The sequence below is a fragment of the Peribacillus sp. FSL R5-0717 genome (genome assembly GCF_038002945.1).
Taxonomy (GTDB): Bacteria; Bacillota; Bacilli; order Bacillales; family DSM-1321; genus Peribacillus; species Peribacillus frigoritolerans.
In genome coordinates this window covers 3669982-3696529 of the sequence record NZ_JBBOOF010000001.1, presented here as the reverse complement: position 1 = coordinate 3696529, position 26548 = coordinate 3669982, and the positions used below count along the sequence as shown (strand labels likewise).

Annotated in this window: 28 protein-coding genes and 2 riboswitches; of the genes, 13 read left to right on the top strand and 15 right to left on the bottom strand. The window is 42.2% G+C overall.

The window, feature by feature from the left end:
• Positions 1-61: 61 nt before the first annotated feature.
• Positions 62-1105 carry a sporulation integral membrane protein YtvI gene (gene ytvI, locus NYE65_RS17825; RefSeq protein ID WP_268590669.1) on the bottom strand — a complete coding sequence of 348 codons (1044 nt, stop codon included), beginning with the start codon at positions 1103-1105 and terminating at the stop codon, positions 62-64.
• Between the two features lie 128 nt (positions 1106-1233).
• On the opposite strand from ytvI, the gene NYE65_RS17820 reads away from it, so the two are divergent.
• Entirely contained in the window at positions 1234-1437 is a 204-nt protein-coding gene (locus NYE65_RS17820) for a hypothetical protein (protein WP_057275739.1), read from the top strand.
• A gap of 671 nt (positions 1438-2108) precedes the next feature.
• Positions 2109-2528: a MarR family winged helix-turn-helix transcriptional regulator gene (locus tag NYE65_RS17815; protein ID WP_034314851.1), complete on the top strand. Its 420-nt coding sequence runs from the start codon at positions 2109-2111 to the stop codon at positions 2526-2528.
• Between the two features lie 65 nt (positions 2529-2593).
• Here NYE65_RS17815 and pdxR read toward each other — a convergent pair whose 3' ends face one another.
• Entirely contained in the window at positions 2594-3985 is a 1392-nt protein-coding gene (pdxR, locus tag NYE65_RS17810; protein WP_340861381.1) for a MocR-like pyridoxine biosynthesis transcription factor PdxR, read from the bottom strand.
• A gap of 103 nt (positions 3986-4088) precedes the next feature.
• Here pdxR and NYE65_RS17805 point away from each other — a divergent pair, with 103 nt between their 5' ends.
• A complete protein-coding gene (locus NYE65_RS17805; protein WP_340861380.1) occupies positions 4089-4667 on the top strand; it encodes a GNAT family N-acetyltransferase in 579 nt (192 codons plus the stop codon).
• Between the two features lie 46 nt (positions 4668-4713).
• Here the strand turns inward: NYE65_RS17805 and NYE65_RS17800 are convergent, their stop codons facing one another.
• The 3 genes from NYE65_RS17800 to NYE65_RS17790 form a co-directional block, all read right to left on the bottom strand.
• Positions 4714-4857: a hypothetical protein gene (locus tag NYE65_RS17800; RefSeq protein ID WP_156500373.1), complete on the bottom strand. Its 144-nt coding sequence runs from the start codon at positions 4855-4857 to the stop codon at positions 4714-4716.
• A gap of 75 nt (positions 4858-4932) precedes the next feature.
• Entirely contained in the window at positions 4933-5388 is a 456-nt protein-coding gene (locus NYE65_RS17795; protein ID WP_340862143.1) for a GNAT family N-acetyltransferase, read from the bottom strand.
• A gap of 17 nt (positions 5389-5405) precedes the next feature.
• Entirely contained in the window at positions 5406-6419 is a 1014-nt protein-coding gene (locus NYE65_RS17790; RefSeq protein WP_412102247.1) for a nitronate monooxygenase, read from the bottom strand.
• 144 nt (positions 6420-6563) lie between these two features.
• Between NYE65_RS17790 and trhO the strand changes: the two genes are divergently transcribed.
• On the top strand, positions 6564-7529 hold the full coding sequence (gene trhO, locus NYE65_RS17785) for an oxygen-dependent tRNA uridine(34) hydroxylase TrhO (protein WP_262869869.1): 966 nt from the start codon (positions 6564-6566) through the stop codon (positions 7527-7529).
• A 303-nt stretch (positions 7530-7832) separates the two neighbouring features.
• Here trhO and NYE65_RS17780 read toward each other — a convergent pair whose 3' ends face one another.
• Both NYE65_RS17780 and NYE65_RS17775 read right to left on the bottom strand, forming a co-directional pair.
• Positions 7833-8465: a superoxide dismutase family protein gene (locus NYE65_RS17780; protein ID WP_268590674.1), complete on the bottom strand. Its 633-nt coding sequence runs from the start codon at positions 8463-8465 to the stop codon at positions 7833-7835.
• A 172-nt stretch (positions 8466-8637) separates the two neighbouring features.
• Positions 8638-9945, bottom strand: a complete 1308-nt coding sequence (locus NYE65_RS17775) for a CitMHS family transporter (RefSeq protein ID WP_412762687.1) — start codon at positions 9943-9945, stop codon at positions 8638-8640.
• Positions 9946-10146: 201 nt separating this feature from the next.
• Here NYE65_RS17775 and NYE65_RS17770 point away from each other — a divergent pair, with 201 nt between their 5' ends.
• The 3 genes from NYE65_RS17770 (at position 10147) to NYE65_RS17760 (ending at position 14334) form a co-directional block, all read left to right on the top strand.
• Entirely contained in the window at positions 10147-11358 is a 1212-nt protein-coding gene (locus NYE65_RS17770) for an MFS transporter (protein WP_340861379.1), read from the top strand.
• A gap of 249 nt (positions 11359-11607) precedes the next feature.
• A riboswitch (cyclic di-GMP riboswitch) is annotated at positions 11608-11698 on the top strand.
• 946 nt (positions 11699-12644) lie between these two features.
• Entirely contained in the window at positions 12645-14102 is a 1458-nt protein-coding gene (locus NYE65_RS17765; protein WP_340861378.1) for a SulP family inorganic anion transporter, read from the top strand.
• 85 nt (positions 14103-14187) lie between these two features.
• Entirely contained in the window at positions 14188-14334 is a 147-nt protein-coding gene (locus NYE65_RS17760; protein WP_340861377.1) for a hypothetical protein, read from the top strand.
• A 99-nt stretch (positions 14335-14433) separates the two neighbouring features.
• Here the strand turns inward: NYE65_RS17760 and NYE65_RS17755 are convergent, their stop codons facing one another.
• The gene (locus tag NYE65_RS17755) at positions 14434-15363 is read right to left on the bottom strand and encodes a manganese-dependent inorganic pyrophosphatase (RefSeq protein ID WP_034314865.1); all 930 of its coding nucleotides are present in this window, start codon (positions 15361-15363) and stop codon (positions 14434-14436) included.
• A 292-nt stretch (positions 15364-15655) separates the two neighbouring features.
• Positions 15656-15836: riboswitch (cobalamin riboswitch) on the top strand.
• A 138-nt stretch (positions 15837-15974) separates the two neighbouring features.
• Between NYE65_RS17755 and NYE65_RS17750 the strand changes: the two genes are divergently transcribed.
• The 4 genes from NYE65_RS17750 (at position 15975) to NYE65_RS17735 (ending at position 20065) form a co-directional block, all read left to right on the top strand.
• Positions 15975-18272, top strand: coding sequence for a ribonucleoside-diphosphate reductase subunit alpha (locus NYE65_RS17750; RefSeq protein ID WP_340861376.1), 2298 nt, complete (start codon positions 15975-15977; stop codon positions 18270-18272).
• Positions 18273-18317: 45 nt separating this feature from the next.
• Positions 18318-19370: a ribonucleotide-diphosphate reductase subunit beta gene (locus NYE65_RS17745; RefSeq protein WP_034314867.1), complete on the top strand. Its 1053-nt coding sequence runs from the start codon at positions 18318-18320 to the stop codon at positions 19368-19370.
• Positions 19360-19779: a flavodoxin domain-containing protein gene (locus NYE65_RS17740; RefSeq protein WP_048678039.1), complete on the top strand. Its 420-nt coding sequence runs from the start codon at positions 19360-19362 to the stop codon at positions 19777-19779. Before NYE65_RS17745 ends, NYE65_RS17740 begins: the two co-directional genes overlap by 11 nt.
• Before the next feature lie 118 nt (positions 19780-19897).
• Entirely contained in the window at positions 19898-20065 is a 168-nt protein-coding gene (locus tag NYE65_RS17735; protein ID WP_162604450.1) for a hypothetical protein, read from the top strand.
• Positions 20066-20106: 41 nt separating this feature from the next.
• Here NYE65_RS17735 and NYE65_RS17730 read toward each other — a convergent pair whose 3' ends face one another.
• Complete coding sequence (locus tag NYE65_RS17730) at positions 20107-20304, bottom strand: cold-shock protein (protein ID WP_028393295.1); 198 nt, start codon at positions 20302-20304, stop codon at positions 20107-20109.
• A gap of 197 nt (positions 20305-20501) precedes the next feature.
• The gene (locus NYE65_RS17725) at positions 20502-20993 is read right to left on the bottom strand and encodes a hypothetical protein (protein WP_340861375.1); all 492 of its coding nucleotides are present in this window, start codon (positions 20991-20993) and stop codon (positions 20502-20504) included.
• Between the two features lie 116 nt (positions 20994-21109).
• Here NYE65_RS17725 and NYE65_RS17720 point away from each other — a divergent pair, with 116 nt between their 5' ends.
• A complete protein-coding gene (locus NYE65_RS17720; protein ID WP_328176256.1) occupies positions 21110-21589 on the top strand; it encodes a GNAT family N-acetyltransferase in 480 nt (159 codons plus the stop codon).
• Here the strand turns inward: NYE65_RS17720 and modB are convergent.
• Positions 21551-22204, bottom strand: a complete 654-nt coding sequence (modB, locus tag NYE65_RS17715) for a molybdate ABC transporter permease subunit (protein WP_340861374.1) — start codon at positions 22202-22204, stop codon at positions 21551-21553. The genes NYE65_RS17720 and modB overlap by 39 nt on opposite strands.
• A 247-nt stretch (positions 22205-22451) precedes the next feature.
• Between modB and spx the strand changes: the two genes are divergently transcribed.
• A complete protein-coding gene (gene spx, locus NYE65_RS17710; protein ID WP_328176130.1) occupies positions 22452-22847 on the top strand; it encodes a transcriptional regulator Spx in 396 nt (131 codons plus the stop codon).
• Between the two features lie 54 nt (positions 22848-22901).
• Here the strand turns inward: spx and NYE65_RS17705 are convergent, their stop codons facing one another.
• The 4 genes from NYE65_RS17705 to NYE65_RS17690 form a co-directional block, all read right to left on the bottom strand.
• Positions 22902-24332 carry a HAMP domain-containing sensor histidine kinase gene (locus NYE65_RS17705; protein WP_328176257.1) on the bottom strand — a complete coding sequence of 477 codons (1431 nt, stop codon included), beginning with the start codon at positions 24330-24332 and terminating at the stop codon, positions 22902-22904.
• The gene (locus tag NYE65_RS17700) at positions 24322-25011 is read right to left on the bottom strand and encodes a response regulator transcription factor (protein ID WP_340861373.1); all 690 of its coding nucleotides are present in this window, start codon (positions 25009-25011) and stop codon (positions 24322-24324) included. The genes NYE65_RS17705 and NYE65_RS17700 overlap by 11 nt, the downstream gene beginning before the upstream one ends.
• 272 nt (positions 25012-25283) lie before the next feature.
• Positions 25284-26207 (bottom strand): cation diffusion facilitator family transporter, encoded by a 924-nt coding sequence (locus NYE65_RS17695; RefSeq protein WP_340861372.1) that lies wholly within the window; start codon positions 26205-26207, stop codon positions 25284-25286.
• A 207-nt stretch (positions 26208-26414) separates the two neighbouring features.
• Positions 26415-26543: a hypothetical protein gene (locus NYE65_RS17690; protein WP_255256801.1), complete on the bottom strand. Its 129-nt coding sequence runs from the start codon at positions 26541-26543 to the stop codon at positions 26415-26417.
• Between the last annotated feature and the right edge of the window lie 5 nt (positions 26544-26548).

Genomic DNA, 26548 nt, shown 5'->3' with positions numbered 1-26548 from the left:
GGTAAAGCGGTAAAAGATATGTCAAATTTAAGAAATCAGGCCAAAAACATCTAATAATCTTTCATATTTTGAAGTTGGTTTTAATGACACCTGCCCTCTTTAGCGTATCATAAACAATCAGTATCGAAGGTCCAAGGAAAAGCCCAAGGAAACCAAGCATCTTAAACCCTAAATAAAGACTGACCAACGATGCCAATGGGCTCAACCCCATATTTGCTGAATAGATTTTTGGTTCGATGGTCCTTCTTATGATGGTAATGACCAGGAATAGAATGATGAGGCCAACACCAAGATGATGATTTCCTTGAGCCCAAACGATCGCTGCCCAAGGAACCAGCACAGATCCCGTCCCCAAGATAGGAAGAATGTCCACCACCACTATTAACATTGCCAATGGAATCATATACTTCACATTTAATAACCATAGTCCTCCATAAGCCATGATGAACGTTATTAAACTTAACAGGATTTGTGCCTTTATGAAGCCTACGGCTGCCATACTTAAATCTTGATAAACTAGCGAAATTTTTTGATAGGTGGATGTCTTTAAATAAAGGACTGCCTTTTTTCTTAATTTAGGCAATTCAAGACTGAATAAGAATAAAGCGATTAAGTAAATTAAAAAGTCAATGAAAAATCCAGGAATGAGTGTCACGAACTGGACCATATCCTGAACAAAGCCCTCTGTGAACCCCTCCAGAGCCATGACTCCCTTTTCCATCGTCTGTTCTACCGATTGAATGAGGTTTGTCGGCAAAGTTTGCGAATACCGTTCCCATTGCCTAATGACTGGCAATATAGCCGTCAAATACACTTCACGTATGAAACCGGGAAATTCTTCCGAATAGACAATGACCTTCTTGATTAATACCGAAAAAGAATAATAAGTGATGCTCATAAGCCCGCCTACATATAAAACAAATGAAATCAATACTGCCCAAAAACGATGCAGCTTTGCCATTTCACCAATCATGCGGACCAATCCATCCAAAAGAATGGCGGTGAGCAGCGCTAAAATCAACGCCCATGAATACGGAATGACGATTAATATGACTAGAAGGAGTATTCCCCTCCAAAACCAGCGAAAAAAGACGGCGACATTCACTGAACAAACCCTCCTTGCACCTTCCTGTTCTCCTTATATTTATGAAACGGGGACACATATATTTCGCTTATACGTTTTATTTTCTCAATAAGGGGAAAAAGAGATACAAAGAGATGGAGGGATTCACATTGGATAATAAAGATAAAGAAAAGTATCTTGAGGAGCGTAATGATAAATCCAAGGCCTTCAAGAAAAATCAGGAGAAACAGCTGGAACGTGATCAAGTGGTCATGCCCATTGATGATTTACCAATTGATGAAATTAAATATGAACATCAAGAAGAACGAAATAAAAAAGAAACAAAGCACCGCTCCACCAGCGAGAAGTTTTAAACAAAAACCAGCCACTTTTTAGAGGCTGGTTTTTGTTTGCAGGATATACTGCATTCAGCGCGTTTTATACTTTTACCAATTTCGTCGGCACTTATGGACCATTTCAAAGAGTAATATATTCTTCCCATCATATATTACAAGAAGTAGACTTAAAGGGGGCCGGAAAGTGTATCTATCTTTAATTGATGTACCGGCAGCACCTTCAACTCCTCAGGTATGGTTTCTAACTAAATCTTATAACAAAGTTGATTGGAGCGGGTGTTCGAGACTCCTGCGGAAAAAGCGCGTCCAAGGGAGACCCTGCAGGTGCAAGCCGAGGAGGCTCCCCGGACCGCCCGCGGAAAGCGAGTGCCTGGAACGGAAATAAACGCCCAAATGGACAAACCACAAAAAAACTGTAGATAAACATGAATTCTCGACTTTGTCTCTAGGCTGAAATATATTCCATCATGATTGATGTTCTTCTTGTGATTGTGCAGATGCTTCCCCCTTTGTTGTTTGAGATTTGGGAAGACTGAGCTTTCCCTCAATTCATTCATATTGCCAGAATTTTACCCTTCCCCGCTTTGCTTCCAAAAATAAACATTGACTGAAATAAATGATTCTTTACAATAGACTTTTAAGAATTAAAGAATATAATGGACTGGTCGACCATTATAAAGGAGAATCATATGACGAACCCTACTCAATTATTTCATCAATATTTACAAGTATCGAGATCATTAGTCAGCAAAATGAATGAACAAATTACAGCCCTTGAAATTTACCATAATCAGTGGACAATCCTGAATTACTTAAAGAACTGTGGCTATTCCACAATCCCCGATATTTGCAGTTACCTGGATGTAGACAGTGTGATCATCACACGTTCGGTCAACAGCATGGAACAGAATAATATGATTAAACAAGTTCCTGGTAAAGATGAACAGGAAAAACGAATCGAACTGACCCCCCGGGGCAAAGAGGTACATACAAAATGTCTTAAGATTGCAGAAAAAATCGAAGGAAAGGCCTTGGAAGGCATTACTGAAGAAGAACAGGAAGTATTTTTCCAGACGGTCCTTAAAATCCTCAATAATATAAGAAACTAAAATGGGTAGCTTGTATCATTTTAGAATAAGTGTGAAGCAAGGAGTTTCCTTACTTTCACACCAAGCTATAGCCATGCCTTTTTTAAAAGCCGGATTCCAGCTTCGATTTCCCTTTCGGTTAAACCACCGTACCCAATCAAAATAGTCGGATCTTTCACTTTCTTTGAATGATAAACCGATGTTGGGTGGACTTTAACCCCCACACTGGCAGCCCTTTGGATGAGCTCTGCCTCACTGCTGCCGTTTTTTACGTTTAAAAGAACGTGCAATCCTGACTTTTCACCGATTATGGCTACACGATCATGGAAGCTCGCTTCCATTGCGTTCAGCAGCACCTTATTCTTTTTACGATAAATCGTTCTCATTTTATTCAGATGGCGTTCCCAATGTCCATTTTTCATAAAAAGACAGAGCGTTTCCTGAATCAGTCTGGAAACGGTCTGTTTATATCCGATTAACTTCTGCTGAAATCGGCAAGACAACTCCTTGGGTAACACCATAAATCCCACCCTGATCGATGGGATGAACGACTTTGAAAACGTGCCTAGGTAGACGACCCTTCCATTTGTGTCCAACCCCTGCAACGACGGAATCGGTTTGCCTGCATGTCGGAATTCCCCGTCATAATCATCCTCAATAATATAACCTTTTTTTTCCACCGCCCAATTCAATAATTCCACCCGTCTAGTTATCGGCATGATCATACCGGAAGGAAATTGATGGGAAGGTGTGACATAGGCTACATCCGCTGTACTCTCTTTCAATGAGTCCACACTCATTCCACTTTCATCCAAAGGTATGAATTCCGTAACCGCCCCCTCCAGCCTCAGTACCTCCCTTACCCGATGAAAGCCAGGATCTTCTAACCCAAATACCCGCTCATTTCCAAGTAGTAACCGCAGAAGATGGATGAAATACTGGGTACCTGCCCCAATGATGATTTGATCAGCCCCGCAGCGAACTCCTCTTGATTGGAATAGATAGGATGAAATCTCAGCCCTAAGCCCCCATTCCCCTTGTGGATCACCGCTCATGAACATTTCCCTTTCCTGTAGATACAACGTATTATTCAAGCACTTTTTCCATACGGCATGCGGGAAAGAATCCACGTCCACCCGGCCATGATTGTAATCTATTTCATTTCTTTCATTCACAGGGTCCATTATCCCTTCTGTTACAGGCAATGGCTCATTCAAAGCTGAAATCGGTTCTAAATCGGCTACGTAGTACCCTTTCCTTAATTGACTTTCCACATATCCTTCTGCCATCAACTGCTGATAAGCCGTATCAACTGTATTCAGGCCTATCCCTAAATGCAAGGCCAGTTTTCGTTTAGAAGGCAGTTTCATTCCGGCCTTTATTTCTCCATTCTGGATTTCCTTTATAAAGTATTTATACAATTGCACATATAAAGCTTCTTTGTTCGTTTTATCTAGGGTTAAAGTGATTTCAAACATTTGGTCCTCCTTCAAACTGGTTCCATAAATTATATCAGCATTGGTCCTTATTGCAGAACCAGAATATTTTTATAATGAAGATATCAATCAAGAGGAGGAAACTATGGAGCATTTCGAATTATACCGTAAACACGTGATACTCACCCCGATGATGGAACATCATATCGAACCGCTTTACGCCGCTTCCCTGCCATCTGAAATATGGAAATGGAGTGCAACAAAGATTTTGTCATATGAAGAGGCGATCTCCTATGTAAAGGAAGGCATTCGAGCAAGGGAACAGGAACTTCATCATCCATTTGTCGTTATCGATCGGACAGATGATTCGGTAGTTGGCAGCACGAGCTTAAGGAATATTCACTTTCATAATCAATCGCTGGAAATCGGCGCGACTTGGTATCATCCCGACAAATGGCGAACAGCCATTAACACTGAATGTAAGTACTTGTTATTGCAGCATGCTTTTGAAAAGTGGCAAATGAAACGGGTTGAATTCAGGACGGACGAATGCAACAAAAGATCACGTGCCGCAATAACCAGGCTCGGCGCCCTTGAAGAAGGGATTTTGAGGATGGAGAAAAAGCTGCAAGATGGGAGGATCAGGAATACGGTGGTCTATAGTATTCTCAAGCATGAATGGCCCAGTGTGAAAAGGAATTTGGAAGCTTTTTTAGAAAGGTGAAAATGAGAAAAAGAGTGCCATTGTTTTGCACTCTTTTCTCTTGCTGCTATTTTTCATGTGAGTCTTTACGAATTTCCGATAAAGAATCCTTTTGCCTTTTCGTTGATCGAATGAATATGAAAACACCAATCGCAAATAAAAATGGCATTAGTAAAGCAAAAAGAAGATAAATCATATCACCAAAGAACAAGTTCATTACCCCCTAAGCAATTCGACGCACCCTTTTGTCTGTAAAGCTTTTCCGTCAGACTTGAATGATCCCTGCTTAGTCCAAGCTTTGTGACAAGCGAATCATATCCTGGCACTGAATCCCATTTTCATAAATGGCCTCGGAATAGTTTCTAGTAAAAAAATCCCGATCGACTCCAGTTATTCTAAAACTGCATTTTTGGTAAAGGGCAAGCTGCCCTATCCCCGAATTGCCCGTTCCGATTTCAATCATTTTATATCCCTGTTCCCTTGCATGGCCTATCGCATGTTCAATCAATTGCCTGCCGATTCCTCTTCCATGGTACTGTTCATCGACCGCGATGTTCATTATCTCTATCAGTTCCGGGCCATTTTGCAGTAAAACACAAACGCCGATCATCCGGTTATCACCCATGGCAACAAAGCACTTTCCGCTTCCCAAATATTCCTCGACCAATTTCCTTGAAGGATCTGCCAAAAGCAATAAATGCATCGGGGGTGGCTCATCTAAGAATAATTCTCTTATCTCCATCAGCATCCAAACCCTCCTCAGTTTAATTCATCCATAAGCAGTTCAACCAATTCCGATGCAGGAAGTTCCCTGCTCAACTTATAACCCTGTCCTGCCCACAAAGCCATCAATTCAGGATTGTTCTTTTGTCCGGCTGCTTTTCGCATTTGTTTGGTCATGTGATGGACATAAGGATAGGCGACCGGTGCGACGCTATCATATTCCGTTAAAAAGTGATTCACCAACCCGCGTGCCCTCCGGCCGCTGAAGGCTCGGGTAACAGCAGTCTTAGTAAATCGGGGATTTCCCAGCGCCGCCTTATGAACTGGACTTGCCCCGCTTTCGGGACAGCGAAGGAAAGCGGTACCCAATTGCGCCGCTGTTGCTCCCGCTTCGAGCACGGCTGCGATATCCTTTCCATGCATCAGTCCGCCCGCGGCAATGATCGGTAAGTCCAGCTCAGCCCCTATCATCCGAATCAATACTAAAAGGCCGTAATCATCTTCTGTGCGGTCATCAAAACTGGCCCGGTGCCCCCCTGCTTCAAACCCCTGCACACATAGAACGTCCGCGCCTGCTCCCGCCGCCTTTTTTGCTTCCTGAAGGTTGGTTACCGTCACTGCTATAAGGGAACCGACATCTTGGAGCTCCCTTATTACATCTTCCGTTGGACATCCAAACGTAAAACTGACGACCGCGACCCCAGCCTCCTTCAATACATCTAGTTTATTTCCCCAATCATCGTCATCACTATCGGCTTTTCCAATCTCAGCCCCAACGCTCTCGGCCTCTTTTTCAATCTTTTCACGATAGCCAGATAATATATTTTCATCCGCCGGCTCGTTGCCTGGCACAAATACATTCACGCCAAAAGGGCGTTCAGTCAACTGACGGGTCTGCCCTATCTCGTCCATCATCTCTTCCGCAGTCTTATAGCCAGCTGCGAGAAAGCCCAATCCTCCTGCATTGGATACAGAAGCCGCAAGCTTCGGAGTGGAAGCTCCTCCTGCCATCGGTGCCTGAATGATTGGGTATCTCATTAACTCTTTCAACATTCGATACAACTCCTCTTGATTTTTCTTCATGCCCTTATCATTTTTACGTTTTCTTGGTATAATGATTATCTGTAAGAGAAAAGTGTCTAAATGATCACCCTTTATATCTTGCAAATATAAAACATAGGTGGTAAATAAAAAATGGAAACAAAACCATATAGAGTATTACTTTATTATTTGTATGTACCTATCGAGAATCACGAAGTATTCGCGGCCGAGCATCTTGCGGCATGTAAAGCCCTTGAATTGAAAGGCCGTATCTTGGTGGCTTCAGAAGGTATCAACGGAACGGTTTCAGGTACGATCGAACAAACCGACAAATATATGGACATGATGAAAAGCGATCCCCGCTTTGCCGATATCGTGTTTAAAATAGATGAAGCTGAAGGCCATGCTTTCAAAAAAATGCATGTTCGTCCACGCAATGAGCTTGTAACGCTTCGCTTGGAAGACGACATCAACCCGAACCAGACGACAGGCAAATACTTGAGCCCGAAGGAATTCTTCGAGCAAATGCAAGATGAAAACACCATCGTCCTTGATGCCAGAAATGACTATGAATTTGATTTAGGACATTTCAGGGGAGCAATCAAGCCAGAAATCACGAATTTCCGTGAACTTCCGGAATGGGTACGGGAAAATAAAGAAATGTTCGAAGGCAAAAAAATCCTAACGTATTGCACTGGCGGAATCCGCTGTGAGAAATTCTCCGGCTGGCTTGTCGAAGAAGGCTTTGAAGATGTAAGCCAGCTGCACGGCGGCATCGCAACATACGGGAAGGATCCCGAAGTCCAAGGTGAGCTATGGGATGGCCAAATGTATGTTTTCGATGAAAGGATTGCCGTACCTATCAATCAAAAGGAACATGTAATCGTCGGACGCGATATTTATTCTGGCGAACCTTGTGAACGCTATGTCAATTGCGCTAATCCTGAATGCAACAAGAAAATCCTTTGCAGCGAAGAGAATGAACACAAACATATGCGCAGCTGTACCCATGAATGCCGAGTGCATCCGCGTAATCGCTATGTAGTCGAGCATAACCTTTCTGAAGAAGAAGTGGCTGAGAGATTACAGCTAATCGAAGATTCCATTACGGCAAAATGATTTTAGCAAACCCGAATCAGTGGACATGATCCCTGTTCGGGTTTTTTTATCGATTAAACCTAATCTTATTTTTCTATATTAAACTTATGCCTTGGATTTCATTCCACTGTAAGAATTAACTTTGATCTTTAATGCCATCTGCTTTTACTGCAATATTACTTCCATTCTTACTTCTATATTACAATAGAAAAAACCTTCTTAATACGTAAAAAGAATGGTTTCCGCTTTTAGATTTTAGCGGTCATCAGTCTTACCTACATGAAAAGAGCGATTCCTTTTTAGGGGAATCGCTCTTCATTCATGTTATTTTGCATCTGCACTTACAACAATCCCGCAAGCTTGTCTATCGCCTGCATCACCGGTTTTCAAAGTATCTGCATCCGGTCCTTTTTCTCCATTGGCTTCATAGCGGTCAGGAATATTGGCAAAGTTGTCTGGGTTAGCATGAACGATTACAGCCAGCTCTTCTTTCTTCAGTTGGTCTATTGTCATGTTATCCAATGTTGCCGTATATTTTGCTGTCCCATCTTCTTTTACATATAAAGGGGGCATATCACCTGCGTGTTTAGAATGCGTTTCATCAGTTGGGTTGAAGTGTCCTCCCGCTGTAGTGAAAGGGCCATCCTTGGCATCCGGCTCACATGCTGCGTTCTCGTGAACATGGAATCCATGGTAGCCTGGCTCAAGACCTTCCAAAGCGGTCTCGATCACTACAGAATTCTCTTCAGCGGTAAAGTTCACCGTTCCAAGTGTTTTACCTTCTACATCTTTAACTTCCGCTTTCACCTGCGGATCAACCTCTGTATCTGTTCCTTGTCCCACTGTAGTCATGTCCTCGGCATTATTATCGGCCTGATTTGAATCATCCGCTGAATTGCATCCATACAGTAAAAAGGCAGCACACATAGGCAGTATAAGCTTTTGTTTATAGTTCATGATAACTTCCCTCCACTCTCTTATATGTATCTTCCTCTTATTACTTTCCACTATTATGGAAGAATAAACAGATAGCGGCATAAATAGGAAAATAGATTACACCAATGAGAGTGAACACCTTACTAAATTCACAGACAAGGATATTACACTATAGCTTAATGGGCTCACATTTTTACAAAGTGATGACCCCGAAAGTAATGGCTGCGATCGTCATGATGATGGTTGTCCCAAACGCCCATTTAAACAGGAATTTTTGATGATCCCCAAAATCCACGCCTACAAGGCCAATCAATATGAATGTTGCAGGCACCAATGGCGATAAGGGGAACCCTGCGGTCGAATGACCTAATAATGCCGCCCTTCCGATTTCTACAGGGGCAATGCCGAAGTTCGATGCCGTTTCACTTATGATTGGCAGAATGCCAAAATAATAGGCATCAGGTGAAAAAATGAACCCCATCGGTATGCTCGTCAGCGCTACCACCAGTGGCAAATGTGCCCCGAGCCACTCCGGAATGACAGTTACGATTGAAGCAGCCATCGAGTCCATCATCTTTGTTTCCGTGAATACACCCGTAAAAATCCCAGCTGCGAAAATGAGTGTACAAATCATCACGAAACTATTGGCATGACTTAAAATCCTTTCCTGCTGTTCTTTTGGGTTCGGAAAGTTAACGAATAGTGCAATCGCAAAAGCGGAGGCAAATAAGATTTGGATCGGCAGCACTTCCATCACCAGCAAAACCATCAGTAAAATCGTCAAGAACCAATTAAACCAAAAAAGCCTGGATGTTCCTTGAGGTGCGGTTTCAGCAGCTGCAGCCTGTTCACCCATATCAGGTTGGATGTTCGTCTCCAAGGAGCCGACTCCCAATCTCTCCCTTTCCTTTTTGCCAAGTACGTATGCCGAAAAAAGCGTCCATAAAAGACCGCAAACCATGACCGGAATAAGAGGAATGAATAACTCCGAAACTTCAACCTGAAGGCTCGCGGCCGCCCTGACCAAAGGCCCGCCCCATGGAATCATGTTCATGACGCCAGCGGCCAAACCAACGACACAGGCCAATACGAGCCTGTTCATCCCTAATTTGATATAAAGCGGCAGCATGGCCGAAACAGTGATCATGAATGTAGAAGAACCGTCTCCGTCCAAACCTACCAATATGGTTATAATGGCGGTTGCCATGACAACCTTTAGCGGATCTCCTTTTACAAAACTCAGTATTTTAGCGATCATGGGCTCGAATAAACCAACGTCAATCATTAAACCAAAATACAGAATAGCAAAAACGATCATGACTGCTGTCGGTGTCACCTTTAAAATACCCGCAACCATCATATCTCCCATTTCCGAGGCAAACCCACCAATCAGACCAAAAGCTATTGCCGTGAAGATAAAAGCGACAACCACTGATAACCGCTTCGTGATGACCAAGACCAGAAACGTTAAAATCATACAAAACCCTAAAATCGTCAACATGTTTAAAACTCCTTTAATTGGAAAAATGAATACCTTTTGTTTATTTAATTTTTCTGAAAAATCAGTATTTTCACATTATACCATTTGCCCATTCATTAAAAAACCTGTTAAACAAATTCGTTTAATAAATTAGTTAATTTCTGTATACTATTATTTAGGAACCCGAAGTTTTTTTCGGAGGAAAGAAGTGTTGTATGTAAAATGAACGCTCATAAAATAGCTAAACGGAACCTTTTCATCATGTGGTTCGCCAATTTCTTCATAGGCGGGAGCATGACGATGGTTCTCCCATTCATATCCTTATACATTGGTACATTCGGAGATTATTCGACTCAATATATCCAGCATTGGTCCGGATGGACTTTTGGAATCACTTTCGTGACAGCCTTTTTATTTTCCCCCATTTGGGGACGGATTGGTGACCGGTATGGCAGAAAGAAAATCTTGATTGCCTGCGCCTTTGGGATGGGCCTGTCCATCTTCCTGATGGGATTCGTCGAAAATGTTTGGCAGCTATTCGTCCTAAGGATGTTCACAGGAATATTCACTGGCTTCATTTCCATTTCCCAGGCCTTCATATCAACGCAAACACCAAAAGAAATTGCCGGACGTGTACTGGGAACCTTACAAACGGGAAATATAACCGGTTCCCTTTTCGGACCATTGCTTGGCGGCGTCCTTGCAGACACACTCGGCTATTCAACCGCCTTTAAATTCACCTCCATCACCATTTTCATCTCTGGTCTTCTTGTTTTTGCAACCAAGGAGTACCGAATGGAGCGGCAGGAGGGAACGAAGTCGAGCTATACAAGCAGGGAGGTTCTCTCACATATCTTAAGGAATCCCATCCTGGTGAATGTCATGCTCATCTCCACGCTTGTCCAAGTTGCCCACTTCAGCATCCAGCCCATTCTTTCTTTATACGTTGGTGAGCTGCATGGAACTTCCAATCTTGGTTTTTATTCAGGAATCGCCTTTTCTGCAGCAGGCCTGGGGAATTTATTGATGGCGCGTCACTGGGGCAAGATAGGTGATCGGCATGGACATGTGAAGATACTTGTGCTGCTTCTTTTTCTGACAGCTCTTGTCTACTTGCCCGGTGCCTTCATCAATCATTTTTGGCAGCTTGTCTTTGTACGTTTCATACTAGGCATGGCAATAGGCGGCATCATCCCTGTAAGGATTGCCTACATTCGCCAAGAAGCGCCTGTCGCAATGCAGGGGGAAGTGCTTGGGTATAATACGAGCCTGCGCTTTTTAGGCAATATCATCGGACCCGCAATGGGCGGAATGGTTGCTGGTTTCTACGGATTCTCTGCCGTCTTCATCACGACCAGCACGTTACTCCTCATAGCCGGACTTGTCCTCTATTTCGCGATGTACCGCAATCCGGAGTTGGCCAGATCACATTAATCACATTTTTGGCAAGGAAGCCTGCTTCCATCTGGAAGCAGGCTTTCTCATGTTTAATGCTCATACAGCTGTAGTGCTCGATACTTCTGGAGCCTTTTTATATGGGGAATGATAGAAGAGAAATCAAGGAAAAGAGATTTGAAGGGGTCACGTTCATGCCTATCCGTAAAGTCCACCAACCCTTATGACACACCCACAAACTGATAAGTATTTTTCCAGCACTTCATAACACATCGAACTTTATGTTAAGATTTATTCAGGCAAATTTTATGAAAGTAAAAGACGCAAAGTCACGGGCCTAAACCAACAACTTAGTTGTCACGGCAGCCGGGTTGCCAAGATTTTTCTTGAATGGATCACTTTATAATTAATTTTCTTGCCCCTTTTTAATTTGCCTAAAATTAAAACAAGGAGGGTTATATATGTTCTTTCCAACCATTTATTCAGCTACTACGGATGAGAGACACATAGTTAAAGATAAAAATACTTGTGCATGCGGCACTAGATATAATGCATTCGCAATGTTATCCAGAAGCGACCTTCGAAAGATCAGGTTCAAGCATTATAAAGAAGTAACATGTCCTTTATGTAAATCCAGTATGATTGATGAGGAATTGCCTCTTAACACAAGGACGGTTCATACTCCCAAACTTTGATAGAGCTGGCTTTTCATCCTCACCACTTCCATATATGGTAAAACGGGAAAATATCATTCCGGTAAAAAAACTCTCTTACTTCCTGCCCACATATTTACACAGTTAGAGCACGATCTTTTTTTCATTATATGAATGGTAAAGGTACGGTCACCCTATAGGGCTCGATAAGATATAAATCAAGTAAGCGTAGAATGTCATGAATCGGTTCCAATCGGTGGCGTAAAGCTAGTAGGAAAGGGAAATCCATGTTTTTGATTTTTATTTATGAAATAGATCTCTACCGTTTTACTCCACTCCCCCTTAGCGGGAATTTTACAAAAGCCTATAGGGCCCCTTACGTAAAAATGGACAAGTCATTAACGGAAATCAAATTCGACTGACTTTATTACAAGCATGACCTGTATGCTTTCGCCTACCTCCTTATAATTGACTTCCCTCACATGATAGCTCAATCAACTATTGCACCAATTCTTCTCTCTTAAAGCATTTTTCCTTCGTAAGATAAGAAATGAATAGCCCTCGATTTGTCGTTTATATTATCCATATAGATAGAACAAAGGACTCATGCTATAATTTAGTGCGTTAAAAAAGAAATGAACACACATATATATAAAAAGAAGGAGTGTTTCTTTGAATACATCTGCATACAAAACGGAATGGTTCGGCAACGTTAGAGGAGATGTTCTTTCGGGAATTGTCGTTGCCTTGGCATTGATTCCAGAGGCGATTGCCTTTTCGATCATTGCTGGCGTTGACCCAATGGTTGGTCTATATGCCTCATTCTGCATTGCCATCGTCATATCCTTTGTCGGCGGAAGGCCGGGAATGATATCGGCTGCCACTGGCGCAATGGCACTCGTCATGGTCGACCTTGTTAAAGATCATGGCTTGAACTATTTACTTGCTGCAACCATATTGACTGGTTTGCTGCAAATTTTACTAGGGGTTTTAAAAATCGGGAAATTAATGAAGTTCATTCCGAAGCCAGTCATGACTGGTTTTGTGAATTCTTTAGCCATCTTGATTTTCACGGCACAGCTCACCCATTTCGTGGGCGAAACATGGATCATGTATGTCATGACAGCCGTTTCATTAGCTATCATTTATCTTTTTCCGCTGATCACGAAAGTCATACCTTCACCACTTGTCGCCATCATATTCATGACGATCGTTGCAGTTACCACGGGGGCTACGGTGCGGACGGTTGGGGATATGGGGCAATTGACCGAAGCGCTTCCGATGTTCATGCTTCCAGACATCCCTTTGACCTTCGAAACTTTGGCGATCATTTTCCCTTATTCCATTGCCCTTGCGTTTGTTGGACTGCTTGAATCGTTATTGACGGCTCAAATTGTCGATGAGATGACTGACACGGACAGTAATAAGAATAAGGAAGCCAAAGGCCAGGGGATTGCGAATATCATCGCCGGATGTTTTGGCGGCATGGCAGGATGTGCGATGATCGGCCAATCCGGTATCAACATTAAATCTGGTGGAAGGGGCAGGCTCTCGACATTTGTAGCGGGCGCATTCCTTATGGTATTAATCGTGGTATTGAATGATGTACTTATCAAAATACCGATGGCTGCACTTGTCGCAGTCATGATCATGGTTTCAATCGGGACATTTGACTGGTCTTCCCTAAAGAGGCTCACTAGAGCTCCTAAGTCGGATGCAACCGTGATGATCGTGACGGTCCTCATTGTCCTTTATACACATGACTTATCAAAAGGCGTATTTGCCGGAGTGCTTTTAAGCATGATTTTCTTCTCGGCTAAAATTTCTAAAGTGGCAGTAGAGAAAACGGCAGACATCCAGGCTAAGAAAATCACTTATCGTATCAGCGGACAAATATTTTTCGCTTCTGTCCAGGACTTTGTTTCAAAGTTCGACTTCAAGGAAAAAGCCGATGCAATCATCATCGACTTCTCCCATTCCAAGATCTGGGATGCTTCAGCAGTCGGTGCTGTCGATACGGTTATTCTTAAATATCAGCTCTTGGGAATACCTGTCCAAGTCCAAGGACTCGATGAAGAAAGTTCTACATTGCTTGAAAAACTCGCCACCTCAGAAAGTAAAATATCTTAAAGAAGTAAAATTCTGCTGAATAGAAACTTTTCAAACCGACAAAATAGATAACATGAATCATTTCCTTTTGAAAGGAGCGAAAAGCATGACACCCGAGCAGGATTATACGGCAGCAAATCTGTCACCGGATTTATTGAAGGAACTGAAAAGCTTTGAAAGCAAACTTGGCGAGGAAGCCAATAAAGAATTGATTGTCATCGCCTATGAAAAAGAAAAGGAATCTTTAAATTAAGAAAAAAGACTCAAACACCCTTAATGGGATGGTTGAGTCTTTTTTTGAATGTACAGAAAAAGGGTGCCCAAGTTTTTAACGAGCAACCCTTTTCCTGTATTATTTGCTGAATACGTCGGTTAAGACCGGCACGATTTGTTTTTTACGCGATACAACGCCTTCCAAGACGGCGATGTTATTGTTTAATGAAACGTCATATGCCTTTTCAACCGCATATGCCGCTTTACCAAGAGCCAAGGCAACGGAATCATTAGTCAGGATATCCGTTACGACGAATAGGAACAAGTCCAATTCCTTCACTGCGATGACCGCTTCAATCGCTGCTTCCAATTCTGCTTGCTTAGCAAGGACTTCGTTCGGATCAACGGCATTGACCTGTGCTATTTCCACTTTAGCCATTCCCATGGAGAATTCCTTGGCATCAAGAGTGATGAGCTGGGCAATCGTTTTGTCGCTTAAGTCAGCTCCCGCTTTCAACATTTCCAAGCCATATTTTTCAGCGTCGACTCCTGCAATGGCAGCCAGTTCCATTGCTGCTGCAACGTCCTGCTCCGTGCAAGTCGGGGATTTGAACAATAAAGAATCGGAAATGATGGCAGACAGCATAAGACCTGCGATTGCTTTAGGGACTTCAATGCCGTTTTCTTTATAAATTTTATTTAAGATGGTTGCCGTACAGCCAACTGGTTCTGCACGGTAATATAATGGATCGCTTGTTTCAAAGTTAGCGATACGGTGATGGTCGATAACTTCCAACACACGGACTTGGTCAATATCTTCAGCACTTTGCTGGCGTTCGTTATGATCGACCAGGATTACGCCATCAGCTTCCCCTGCAACTTTTTCCACAAGACGGGGAGCATCGAATTTGAATTGGTCCAATGCATATTGAGTTTCACCATTCACTTCACCCAGACGAACTGGTTCAGCGTTGATACCTAGCTGTTTTTTAAGATCTGCATAAGCGATTGCTGAACAGATTGTGTCTGTATCCGGGTTTTTATGTCCAAAAACTAATACTTTTTCCAAGATTTTATCCCCTTTTTCATAAATATTTTTCCGCGAATCCCCTCAGTGCAATAACGGAGAGCCACCTTTACTAGACACTTTATTTTAACACAAAATCCCGTAAAATCAGCGCTTGATTTATCCATTCCCCCATAAAATCTTTCATTCCCCCACCCTCTTCCATCACTTTGTCAATAGATAAGGGTTGGTTTTTTTCAAATATATTAGTTGAATTATCATCGTATATGGCTTACGATAATATAAGCAGAAATACTAGATATTGATTACATAAACAATTCCAATAACTATATATAGAATTTTTATAATCCAAGGTGCCAGTGATGGCTGAAAAGGGAATCCGGTGTAAACCCGGAACTGTCCCCGCAACTGTAAATGTGACGAAATGAGAAAACCACTGTATAGCTCTCTATACGGGAAGGACTCAAAGTAGGATGATCATGAGTCAGGAGACCTGCCTTGAATTTTTCACGTTTCTTATTCTTCGGGGATTGAGATGATGAAACGATAGTATAACGGCTATTTTTTCATGCCTCATTTATTCTATCGTTTGATCCGCTCAATTCTTTGGGCGGTTTTTTTATTTTAGCGGAAGTTAACAAGGAGGATTATTAATGACTCAAACATATAACTCTACCATAAGTGAAAATGACACAGAAGCGAAATCCATCCAGCTTGAGATGTTATCGAAGGAATTCGAAGGCCGTCTCGATATGGAAAAGTTCAAAAAGCGTTTTACAAAATGGCTTGATCGCAAAAGTGACTCAACCGAAGAACAGGCATCAAAAAAACTGATTCAGCTCGCTCTTGAAGGCGTGGATATCGATGCCCCGGATTGGACTTTCGTTGCTGCAGCAGAACTGTTGAATACAATGTATAGGGATGCACAAGCCAATCGAGGTTATGAAGGCAAGAGTTATGGCCCGTTCTATGAGCTGATCACAGAACTATCCCAGCTATCGGAAGGTCAGCGTTATCCCATTTATAAACCAGAACTGCTATCTTCATATACAAAAGCGGAAATTGAGGAATTGGGATCGGTGATCGACCCGGAAAAAGATAAATTATTCTCTTACATAGGCATCTACTTATTGAATGACCGTTATCTGGCCCGCCCAAAAAAGGACAAGGTCTTCGAACTGCCGCAAGAACGTTTCATGATCATCGCGATGGAAATCATGCGAATGGAAAAAACGGAGCACCGCCTGCAACTGATAAAAGAAGCATACTGGGCCATGTCCAACCTTTATATGACCGTTGCGACTCCTACACTCTCCAATGCAGGTAAAACACATGGACAGTTAAGCTCCTGCTTTATCGACGCAATTGAAGATTCCATCGACGGAATTTACCTATCAAACTACGATGCGGCAAAAGTATCTAAATTCGGCGGCGGTGTCGGTCTTTACGTCGGTAAGGTTCGCTCGCTTGGTTCCGATATCCGCGGTTTCTCTGGAAACAGTTCCGGCACGACGCCCTGGATTCGACTATTCAACCAGACAGCTGTAAGTGTCGATCAATTGGGGCAACGTAAAGGTGCCATCGCGATTTACTTGGATGCCTGGCATAAAGATATCATGAGCTTCCTCGATTTGAAGACTCAAAACGGGGATGACAGATTAAAAGCACATGATATTTTTACAGGTGTATGCATACCGGATTTATTCATGGAGGCTGTACGCGACAGAAAAGAATGGTATCTTTTCGATCCGCATACCGTTAAGCAAACCCTTGGATTTTCACTTGAAGATCTTTATGACGAAAAGAAAGGCGAAGGAAGCTTCAGGAATCATTATGCACTTGCTGTCGAGGCCGCAGAAAATGGCACGCTTCCAAACTATAGCTTTGAAAAAATCAATGCGATGGACATCATGAAAAGCATCATGATTTCTCAATTAGAAGAAGGCGTACCGTATATGTTCTACCGCGATGAAGTGAATCGGAAGAATCCGAATAAACATAAAGGTATGATTTATTGTTCTAACCTTTGCACGGAGATTGCCCAAAACCTAAGCCCTTCGACGATCACGGATGAATATGAAACAGAAGATGGAGATGTTGTTGTGGTTCGTAAAAGCGGCGATTTCGTTGTCTGCAACCTTTCATCCATTAACTTGCCCCGAGCGGTGGGCAGCGATGTTCTGGAAAGATTGATTCCCATTCAGATCCGTATGCTGGACAATGTCATTGATGTGAATAATCTTCCTGTCAAACAAGCATCCATCTCGAACAAACGGTACCGGGCAATTGGTTTAGGAACGTTTGGATGGCATCATTTACTTGCCACACAGAATATTTATTGGGAATCCGATGAGGCTGTTCGCTTTGCAGATGCTTTATACGAAAAGATCGCTTACTTAACTATCAAGGCATCCAACGAACTGGCCAAGGAAAAAGGATCTTACCCATACTTTGAAGGTTCTGATTGGCATACAGGGGACTATTTCGAACTGCGTGACTATACAGATCAAAAATGGCTGGATTTAAAAGCAGACGTGCAGGAGCACGGAACCCGTAATGGCTATTTAATGGCGATTGCCCCCAATTCATCGACAGCCAAAATCGGTAATTCCACGGATGGAATCGATCCTTTGTATGAAATTGAATTTTACGAAGAAAAGAAAAACTTCAAATTCAAGGTGACCGCACCAGGCTTGACGCCAAATACGTATGAATATTATAAAAAGACGCGATTCAATTTGGATCAACTGGAAAGCATCAGGCAAAATGCAGCCCGCCAACGCCATATTGACCAAGCAATCAGCTTTAATCTGTATGTACACAATACAATCAAAGCGAAGGTCCTTTTGGATATCCATTTAACGGCATGGGAAAGCGGGTTGAAATCAACGTATTATGTTCGTTCGACGTCTTCCGAATATGACAATGCCTGCGAAAGCTGTTCAAGTTAACGTCAATCATGACCCAGTAATCTATTCTTAAAGGAGTTTTCACGAATGACCAATCATATAAAAAAAATTCGGATGCTCGAACCGACGCATCCAACAAAGGCAACCGGTGTTTTCAAAGGAGAAGCTTCAGGCTTCCTCCTTTGGAACGATATACAGTATGAAAAATTCTATGATACCTATACACAGCTCATCAATAACTTTTGGAAGCCTTCGAGCGTGAACATGATTCAGGATAAAAAGCAGTGGGGCGAATTGGATGAAGATATCCAGGACGCTTTTCTCGATATCCTTACGATGATTGCTGGAATGGACAGTCTTCAAACGCCAACTTTAGTAGAGATCCTTCGGTACATAAAAGATCCGGCGGCAAAAGCTATCCTGGCCAACATGGCCCAGCAGGAATCGATCCATAATGAGTCTTATTCCTATATCCTTGCTTCCTTGATTCCGGTAGGCAAGCAAAAACAGCTTTTCGACCGCATCAAAGAACATCCTGAAGTGATTAAGCGTAACCAACCGATCGTTGATGCTTATCAAACGTTCGTGGACGATCCCAGCCCTCAGCATTTATTCGAGGCACTGATCCATTCAACGAACCTTGAAGGGATTTATTTCTATTTGGCTTTCGCCTTTTATTATAATCTAGGACGCCAAAATCTAATGACCGGTTCAGCTACGATGATATCCTATATTCATCGCGATGAAATGGTCCATTTCGATTTCATTGGCATGCTCGTTCAAATCTTGATGTATGAATATCCTGAGTTAAATAATGAAGAAAACACGAAGTTCATCTATACAACGATTGAAAAAGCAGTCGAACTCGAAAAGGAATGGTCTGAATATATGCTCGAAGATATCCAAACGAAAGCCGATCTCGATTTGGAAGAATTCAATGAGTACATCGAATATATCGCCAACAAACGGTTACGTATGCTAGGCCTTGAAAATTTGTATAAAGAGTATGGCGAGAACCCGATGCCATGGATCAAAACGTTCGATGATGAATCCATCGGCCTTACCAAAACCGATTTCTTCGAACAGAAGTCAAGGACATACAGTCAAGTAAATGCCAGCAATGGGTTCGATGAGCTGTAAAATCGCCATTGTCTATCATTCTGCCGGCGGCAATACAAAAGCGCTTGCCGAAGCCCTCGCTGCCCTTTTACCTGAGGCTTTCTTATATCGAATGAATGAATTCGATTTACGTACATTGCCGGATTACGATGCCTTGATCGTCGGCACCTATACATGGGGCAATGGGGAGCTTCCCGCTAAATCAGCAGCCTTTTATAAAGAACTGGAACAGTTGCCTATTGCTCGCCTGAAAACGGGAGTCTTCGGCACTGGCGAAACCAATTATAATCATTTTTGTGGGGCGGTCGATCATTTCCGGGATATGTTATTTGCCAAGAGCCAGTTATTGGTGACATTGAAGATAGAACAGATGTATCAAGAATCAGACCTGCACAGACTTCAAAAGTTCGCTTCGCTATTCCAGAACTGACTGAAAGGGGATTGCGTTTTCGCATATCCCCTTTCAGTGTTTTTTTTAAAACTTGGCTCCCTCAATCATAGCAACGGTAAGCATGAAGTATAATGGAGAAAAAAGGAGATGATATCCAATGACTGAGAATATAACCCAGTTCCTTCCTATCCTTTTTATGCTAGTGCTTGTCGCATTCGTTATATTCATCGTGTTTTTCCTGTCAGGGCATTTTAATCGTACTAAACGGATCGAAGAAAAATTGGACAAAGCATTAAAGGAAATCGCCGAAAAAAAGGAAAAATAAAAAGACTCCAAAATCGGAGTCTTTTTTTTATATGCGTTCAATTATTTTTGAACGTTAGCAGCTTGTGGTCCACGAGCGCCTTGCTCGATTTCGAAAGAAACTTCTTGGCCTTCTTCAAGCGTTTTGAAGCCTTCACCTTGGATAGCTGAGAAATGTACGAATACATCGTCTTGGCCTTCAACTTCGATGAAACCGAAACCTTTTTCTGCGTTAAACCATTTTACTTTACCTTGTACCATGATAGTTCCTCCTGTGTTTGGAAAAATCCATTTTATTACTATTTTTGGTTCTGGATAATGTTTCAAGAGGAATCCTATTACAGTAAATCCTTCTATCAAACTTTTCCGAACAAAAATAATTACTCATATTATATCATGGAAAATCCTAAAAAAACAAGATTATCGCCGTAAATCAACCGACAAATTATCCTAAAATTCTACATATTCCTCTTCTTGCTTTGTCGGAAGCCTTCGTCCAATAAGTAGCGCTCCGCCTCAACCGGACTTTCGAAACATTCCTCAAGATTCGACCCTGAATAAACATTCCAAAGCAGGTCTTCCTTTTGAAGTGTAAGCTCTTGCTTTTCAGGGCCAATCCATGCCCCTTCCAACCTAGCGAACTCGTTTTCCTCTTCTTCAATTTCAGCCGGAGGTTCAGATAGGTAATCCACGCTTCTTTGGATCAATTCTTTTAATTCGGCTTCATTATAGTCACGTATATTGATAAACCCTTTACGGTCAGTGTCTTTTTTTCTCATTTGCCCTGCGTAAACGAACCCATTTCCATTGGGATGCAAGTGCTGAACGACGATCTTTTTCTCCTGGACGCTATCTGGATAATGGAAGTTCACACGTCCCAATGAAACGTCTTTTCGCTGTAATTCCGGAAAAGTTTCAATAATGCTCAATTTTTCTTCAAATGTTAACAAATTTCTTCCTCATTTCATTAGTTCATATTGTTTGTCGATTATAACACAGACTGATTAGAAACAATAATCCCCCTCTTCCATTATAATGTAATGAAAAGGAGTGATAGGATTTGATCATGAGAATTCGGGACCTGGAATCAGACTATGGCCAGCAGCTATTTAAACTGCAGAAAGAATCCTATAAGGTGGAAGCAGAAATGATCGGTTTTGCCGATATACCTCCTCTATTGGAAACATATGAACAATTCATACATTGCCATGAAACGTTTTTATGCTATTTAAAGGGTGATGCCTTAGCTGGTGCCATATCTTATACAAAAGAGAATGGCCAATTGCTGATTTGCCGAATGGTCGTCCATCCTGATTATTTTCGGCAGGGTATTGCGGACGCATTGTTGCATGCTCTCCAATTACACGTCGACTGGGAAAAGATATCCGTTTCGACCGGTAAAATGAACCTTCCCGCACGAAACCTTTACGAAAAAAACGGATTCACCCATAAAGAGGACGTAGAAGCGGCACCTCGCTTATTCATAAGCATATACGAAAAACAGCATTCATTTTATGTATGTCACGATAAAAAGCATAATGAATGAAATGACAATGATTACGGCAACCCATAGCCAGGCCAATGTCATATTCCCGGAGTCCATGGCGATATAAATCGCGGTCGGTATGGTTTGTGTCTGTCCGGGAATGTTACCGGCAAACATGAGTGTGGCCCCGAATTCCCCCAACGCACGCGCTGAACTTAAGATGGCACCTGTGACGATCGATTTGACCGCCAATGGGAGGCTTACAAACAGGAATAACCTCCACTCCCCGGCCCCGTCAACCCTTGCTGCATTTTCAATTTCTTCATCTATACCTTCAAAGCCCGTTTTAGCGGATTGGTACATTAGCGGAAAAGCTACCACGGTAGATGCAATGACCGCAGCCCACCACGTGAACATCAGGGGCTGGTCAAAAACCATTTCAATGAATTGTCCCGGCAGTCCATTCTTGCCAAAAATCACGATCAATAAAAACCCAACGACGGACGGCGGCAAAACAAGCGGCAATAATAACGCTGTTTCCAGCAGGACTCTTCCCCTGAATTGCTTTTTAGCCATCATTCGCGCCAGGAAAATTCCTAAAATGAAAACAAGGATACCCGATAGTCCCGCTACTTGTATCGATAGCCTGACTGGTGACCAAAAATCCCCTGTCATGATACTTCTCTCACACCACTATTAAATATCGGCATATGCAGGTCCTTATTCGGTTTCATTACCCAAACCGTTTCTTTTTCATTAAAGGCAGATTCCATTTCATTTTCTCCCTTTCTTTTTAAAATAACATTTAAGTTTATTTTTCTTGACATCTTGCTGACACAAAGGAACGTTAAAGTAAGAGTATCACAAATATAAAAATATTTTCATTCCAATAAACTTGAAAACTTTGAAGGAGTCGATTTTAATGGTAACAATTTATACTACCCCAAGCAGTTTAGCATGTCGTAAAGCAAAAGCTTGGCTTAAGAAGAACGAAATTTCCTTTAATGAACGTAACCTATATTCCCAACCTCTTTCTATAGAAGAAATAAAAGAAATTTTACGTAAAACGGAAGGCGGGACAGATGAAATCATCTCAACCCGTTCCAAAAAATTCAAAAGCCTGAATATCGATATAAATAATATACCACTTAATGATCTTTGCAAGCTTATTCAAGATAACCCGGATTTACTTCGCCGGCCAATCATTTTCGACCATAAGAACTTGCATGCGGGCTATAACGAAGAAGAAATGGGACGCTTCCTTCCAAGGAAGGTCCGTCATGTACAATTATGGCGGGCAATCAGCCAATTAGCTTAATCAGTTAACATTCTGCATAATAAGAGGTTGTCCATTAAATCGGACAACCTCTTATTATATCTTATCCGCTTTCTCTATGATAATCGTGAAGGTGGTGCCTTGTTCATCGCTATCCTTAAGCACAAGATCTCCCTTTTGCGCTTTTGCGAGCATCTTACTGAATGGCAGTCCCAAACCTAGCCCACGTACCTTCAGCTTTTTGTTTTCGCCTCGATAAAATGGTTCGAACACATATAGCTGTTCATGTTTCGGAATCCCCCTCCCGCTGTCCAGAACATCAATGCAGATTCGTTCTTCATCCTTTTCATAAAGATGAATCGCTATTTTCCCTTTGCCGTCAAGTGCATGTCTGGCATTATTCAAAAGGTTAATGACGATTTGCTGCATCCGCAATGAATCAATTTGACCAAAGACCGGTTCATCAGGAACTTTTATCTCCAAAGCGAACGCTTGATCATTATCTTGGGTCACCTGCCAGCGATAGGCGATTTCCTTGATGAATATATTGATATTCTCTTTTTGCACCTGGATTTTAAAAGCGCCTGCCGATATGGCATTATAATTGAGTAAATCCTCTATCATACCTTGTAAACGCTGAGTTTCCTTTAAGGAAATATCGAGGAATTCCTTACTTTGCTCTCCCTTGACGACATCATCCTTAACCGCTTGTATCAGTCCGCTAATGGAAGTGACTGGCGTTTTCAAATCATGGGTTACGCCCGCGAGCAATTCCGCCCGCAACTTCTCCATGACCTTCAATCGATTGGTCATTTCCTTAAATGATTCTATCAGTTCATAAATTTCTTCTTCCTTGATTTCCTCTTCCTCTTTGAAATGGATATCATAGTTGCCTTCACGAACCTGGACAGCGGCGTTAGCTACGTCTTGGATGGGGCGTGAAATCTGCCTGGAAAGAAAATAAATGACTCCCGTACCCAGAATCAGAAGTCCTCCAATCATGATCGCCAACAAGCCATGATCTTGGTTGATTTCCTTCAATGCCCCTTCTTCCTGGGCAATGACCACCCAACCTCTCGTCTCATCATTGAACGTAATGGGGGATTTGACGACATATACTTTGTTATCGGAAATCTTGACCTTCTGGACTAACTCCTTATTTTTCATGATGACGTCCGGGAGTTTATTTTCATCCGGATCGATATACAACTGTGGCATCGTATATATGATGGTGGCATCGGGATCGACGATATAGATGATTGGCTGTTGATTAAGATGGAGGATTTTCTCCCGTTCCTCAACAATTTCCGAAAGGATCGGGCCAACGACAATCTGGCCATTTTCCTTAATAGCGCGATCGGCTGTTTCATCAGCTAAGTATTTAAGAAGGCTGAGCCTATACTCCAAAGCCGTTTTTTCCATCCACCATAAGGAAAAAACAGACAATAATATCAAACCGGAAATCAAGGTCAATACGTATCTCTTTGTCCAATAGCGTTGTAAAGTGGTTCTTTTTTTAGTTTTCATAGACACTCAATTGATACCCCAATCCACGCAATGTTTTTATTTCCCCCTCAGTTACCGGCCATGCATCTATCGCCTTCCTGATACGTTTGATCGCCAGGTCCACCGCACGGTCACTGCCGTCATAATCCATGCCCCACACCTGGTCGAGCAGCTGTTCCCTCGTGAAAATTTGATTAGGGTGCTTAGCGAAAAAAACGAGAAGAGACAAATCACGCGGCGTCAAGTTTATCTCTTTCCCATTCAAATGCACCATATATGACAGATCATCGATGATTAAACTCCCAAACTCGTGTATATGACCATCTTCCGTAATAACCGATGATGATCTTCTTAAAACGGCATGCACCCGGGCCACGACTTCTTCAGCAACGAAGGGTTTGGAGATGTAATCATCCGCACCTGACTTAAATCCCGATAATCTGTAATCGACATCTGTCAGTGCAGTCAACATGATAACCGGACATGTATCGTCCTCCCGAATTTCCTTCAATATATCCCAGCCTTCCTTACCCGGCAGCATGACATCCAGCAGGACAAGGTCTGGCTTCGTTTCTTCAAACACTGGAATGGCCTTTAGCCCATCGTAAACTTGGACTACATCAAAACCTTCCCGCTCCAAATATGCTTTCAATACCATCGATATGGCAATTTCATCTTCTACTACAAGAATTTTCTTCATATATGGATTCCTCCTTCCTGAATTATAGTGGAATTATTTTGTATATGCTAATTATAAAAAAACACCAAGCCTTTTCCCTCAATTTTACCCTTTTAATGTGTCAGGATTATGTTCGCAGTAAAATTAACCGGTGTTTTCACTTCGTAACTTTGTGTAAGTGATCTCGATTCATTTTAACAGGAATGCCGCTATGTGATCGTAAAAATCATACAAAAAACCATGAGCTCCTCATTACACTCTAAAGAGGCTGGCTCTAAACTGAGCCAGCCTTTTCAATTACATGTCTCGTGTGGATTGGGACAGCCCGCTTCCTGCCTTTCCACTTGGATCGTACTATGTTCAATTCCAAACTGATCATGAAGTAGTTTTTGCGCTTCTGCTAAAACTGAATCGTGATTACCGTTCTCATCTATGACAACATGGCAGCTCATTGTCAAAAAACCAGAAGTGATCGTCCAAATATGGAGATCATGGACATCGGATACACCGTCCAATTTTACCAAGGATGCTTTCACTTCATCCATATCGACTTGATCTGGTGTGCCCTCCATCAAGATATGGAAAGAATCCCTCACTACCCTAAAACCGCTGATAATAATTAAAATCGCGACCATGACGCTCGCAATTGGATCTGCAATTCCCCAATCGAAAAAATAAATCAAGAGTGCGGCCGCAATGGCACCCACAGATCCAAGCATATCACCAATGACATGTAAAAAAGCACTTCGCACATTCAGATTGTCTTCCTTATCTCCGCTCATTAAAATCCAGGCGGCAATGACATTAACAAGTAAGCCAATAATTGAAATCATTAGCATTCCCATGCTTTGAACCTCAGGAGGATCCAGGAACCTCTTAATTGCCTCAAAGAAAATGAATACGGATATGACGATCAATGTCAATCCATTCAAGCAAGCAGCAATGATCTCAAACCGTTTATACCCAAACGATTTGGACGATGTCGCTTTCCTTTCCCCCAACCTTATCGCTGTATAACTAAGCCCTAATGCTGCCGCATCGCTAAGCATGTGACCTGCATCCGACAATAAAGCCAGACTATTTGTCAAAAATCCCCCAATGACCTCTACTATCATAAATGTGGAGATTAATAAGAAAGATGCCAACAATGCTTTTTTATTGTTAGAATGGTGGTGTCCGTGCCCATGATCATGGGAGTGACCATGATGATGTCCCATGCCATCCCTCCTCTCGATTTGAAACTTATATATAGTATGGGATAAATCCAGAATGGTTTCAAATGATTCACTTCAGGGATTCACTGGCTGCAAAAAGAGCGATCAAACGGGCAGGAATTGATTTTTTACTAAAAATAAAAATCGGACTTCAACCAATTCAAAGTAAAAAATAAACGCTACAGACATTTCCTGCAGCGTTTTCCCCGTTTATTTTTCCTCTTGCATCGTATCATCGACAATGGCATACAGATCCTTATTAAACAATTCATCATTACAGACAAGACTATGCCGTTCCATCTCTTCCTGCTCTTGAATTACCTGTTCATTTTCCTTCATGACCT

Bases quoted from the DNA above. Each gene is read 5' to 3' on its own strand.
- NYE65_RS17730 (WP_028393295.1), bottom strand. From the start codon at position 20,304: ATGGTACAAGGTAAAGTAAAATGGTTTAACGCAGAAAAAGGTTTCGGT.
- NYE65_RS17770 (WP_340861379.1), top strand. From the start codon at position 10,147: ATGAACGCTCATAAAATAGCTAAACGGAACCTTTTCATCATGTGGTTC.
- NYE65_RS17775 (WP_412762687.1), bottom strand. From the start codon at position 9,945: ATGTTGACGATTTTAGGGTTTTGTATGATTTTAACGTTTCTGGTCTTG.
- NYE65_RS17795 (WP_340862143.1), bottom strand. From the start codon at position 5,388: ATGGAGATAAGAGAATTATTCTTAGATGAGCCACCCCCGATGCATTTA.
- NYE65_RS17750 (WP_340861376.1), top strand. From the start codon at position 15,975: ATGACTCAAACATATAACTCTACCATAAGTGAAAATGACACAGAAGCG.
- NYE65_RS17780 (WP_268590674.1), bottom strand. From the start codon at position 8,465: ATGAACTATAAACAAAAGCTTATACTGCCTATGTGTGCTGCCTTTTTA.
- NYE65_RS17690 (WP_255256801.1), bottom strand. From the start codon at position 26,543: ATGAAGGAAAATGAACAGGTAATTCAAGAGCAGGAAGAGATGGAACGG.
- NYE65_RS17695 (WP_340861372.1), bottom strand. From the start codon at position 26,207: ATGGGACATCATCATGGTCACTCCCATGATCATGGGCACGGACACCAC.
- NYE65_RS17705 (WP_328176257.1), bottom strand. From the start codon at position 24,332: ATGAAAACTAAAAAAAGAACCACTTTACAACGCTATTGGACAAAGAGA.
- NYE65_RS17815 (WP_034314851.1), top strand. From the start codon at position 2,109: ATGACGAACCCTACTCAATTATTTCATCAATATTTACAAGTATCGAGA.
- spx (WP_328176130.1), top strand. From the start codon at position 22,452: ATGGTAACAATTTATACTACCCCAAGCAGTTTAGCATGTCGTAAAGCA.
- NYE65_RS17735 (WP_162604450.1), top strand. From the start codon at position 19,898: ATGACTGAGAATATAACCCAGTTCCTTCCTATCCTTTTTATGCTAGTG.
- pdxR (WP_340861381.1), bottom strand. From the start codon at position 3,985: ATGTTTGAAATCACTTTAACCCTAGATAAAACGAACAAAGAAGCTTTA.
- trhO (WP_262869869.1), top strand. From the start codon at position 6,564: ATGGAAACAAAACCATATAGAGTATTACTTTATTATTTGTATGTACCT.
- NYE65_RS17760 (WP_340861377.1), top strand. From the start codon at position 14,188: ATGACACCCGAGCAGGATTATACGGCAGCAAATCTGTCACCGGATTTA.
- NYE65_RS17720 (WP_328176256.1), top strand. From the start codon at position 21,110: ATGAGAATTCGGGACCTGGAATCAGACTATGGCCAGCAGCTATTTAAA.
- NYE65_RS17745 (WP_034314867.1), top strand. From the start codon at position 18,318: ATGACCAATCATATAAAAAAAATTCGGATGCTCGAACCGACGCATCCA.
- NYE65_RS17805 (WP_340861380.1), top strand. From the start codon at position 4,089: ATGGAGCATTTCGAATTATACCGTAAACACGTGATACTCACCCCGATG.
- modB (WP_340861374.1), bottom strand. From the start codon at position 22,204: ATGACAGGGGATTTTTGGTCACCAGTCAGGCTATCGATACAAGTAGCG.
- NYE65_RS17700 (WP_340861373.1), bottom strand. From the start codon at position 25,011: ATGAAGAAAATTCTTGTAGTAGAAGATGAAATTGCCATATCGATGGTA.
- NYE65_RS17740 (WP_048678039.1), top strand. From the start codon at position 19,360: ATGAGCTGTAAAATCGCCATTGTCTATCATTCTGCCGGCGGCAATACA.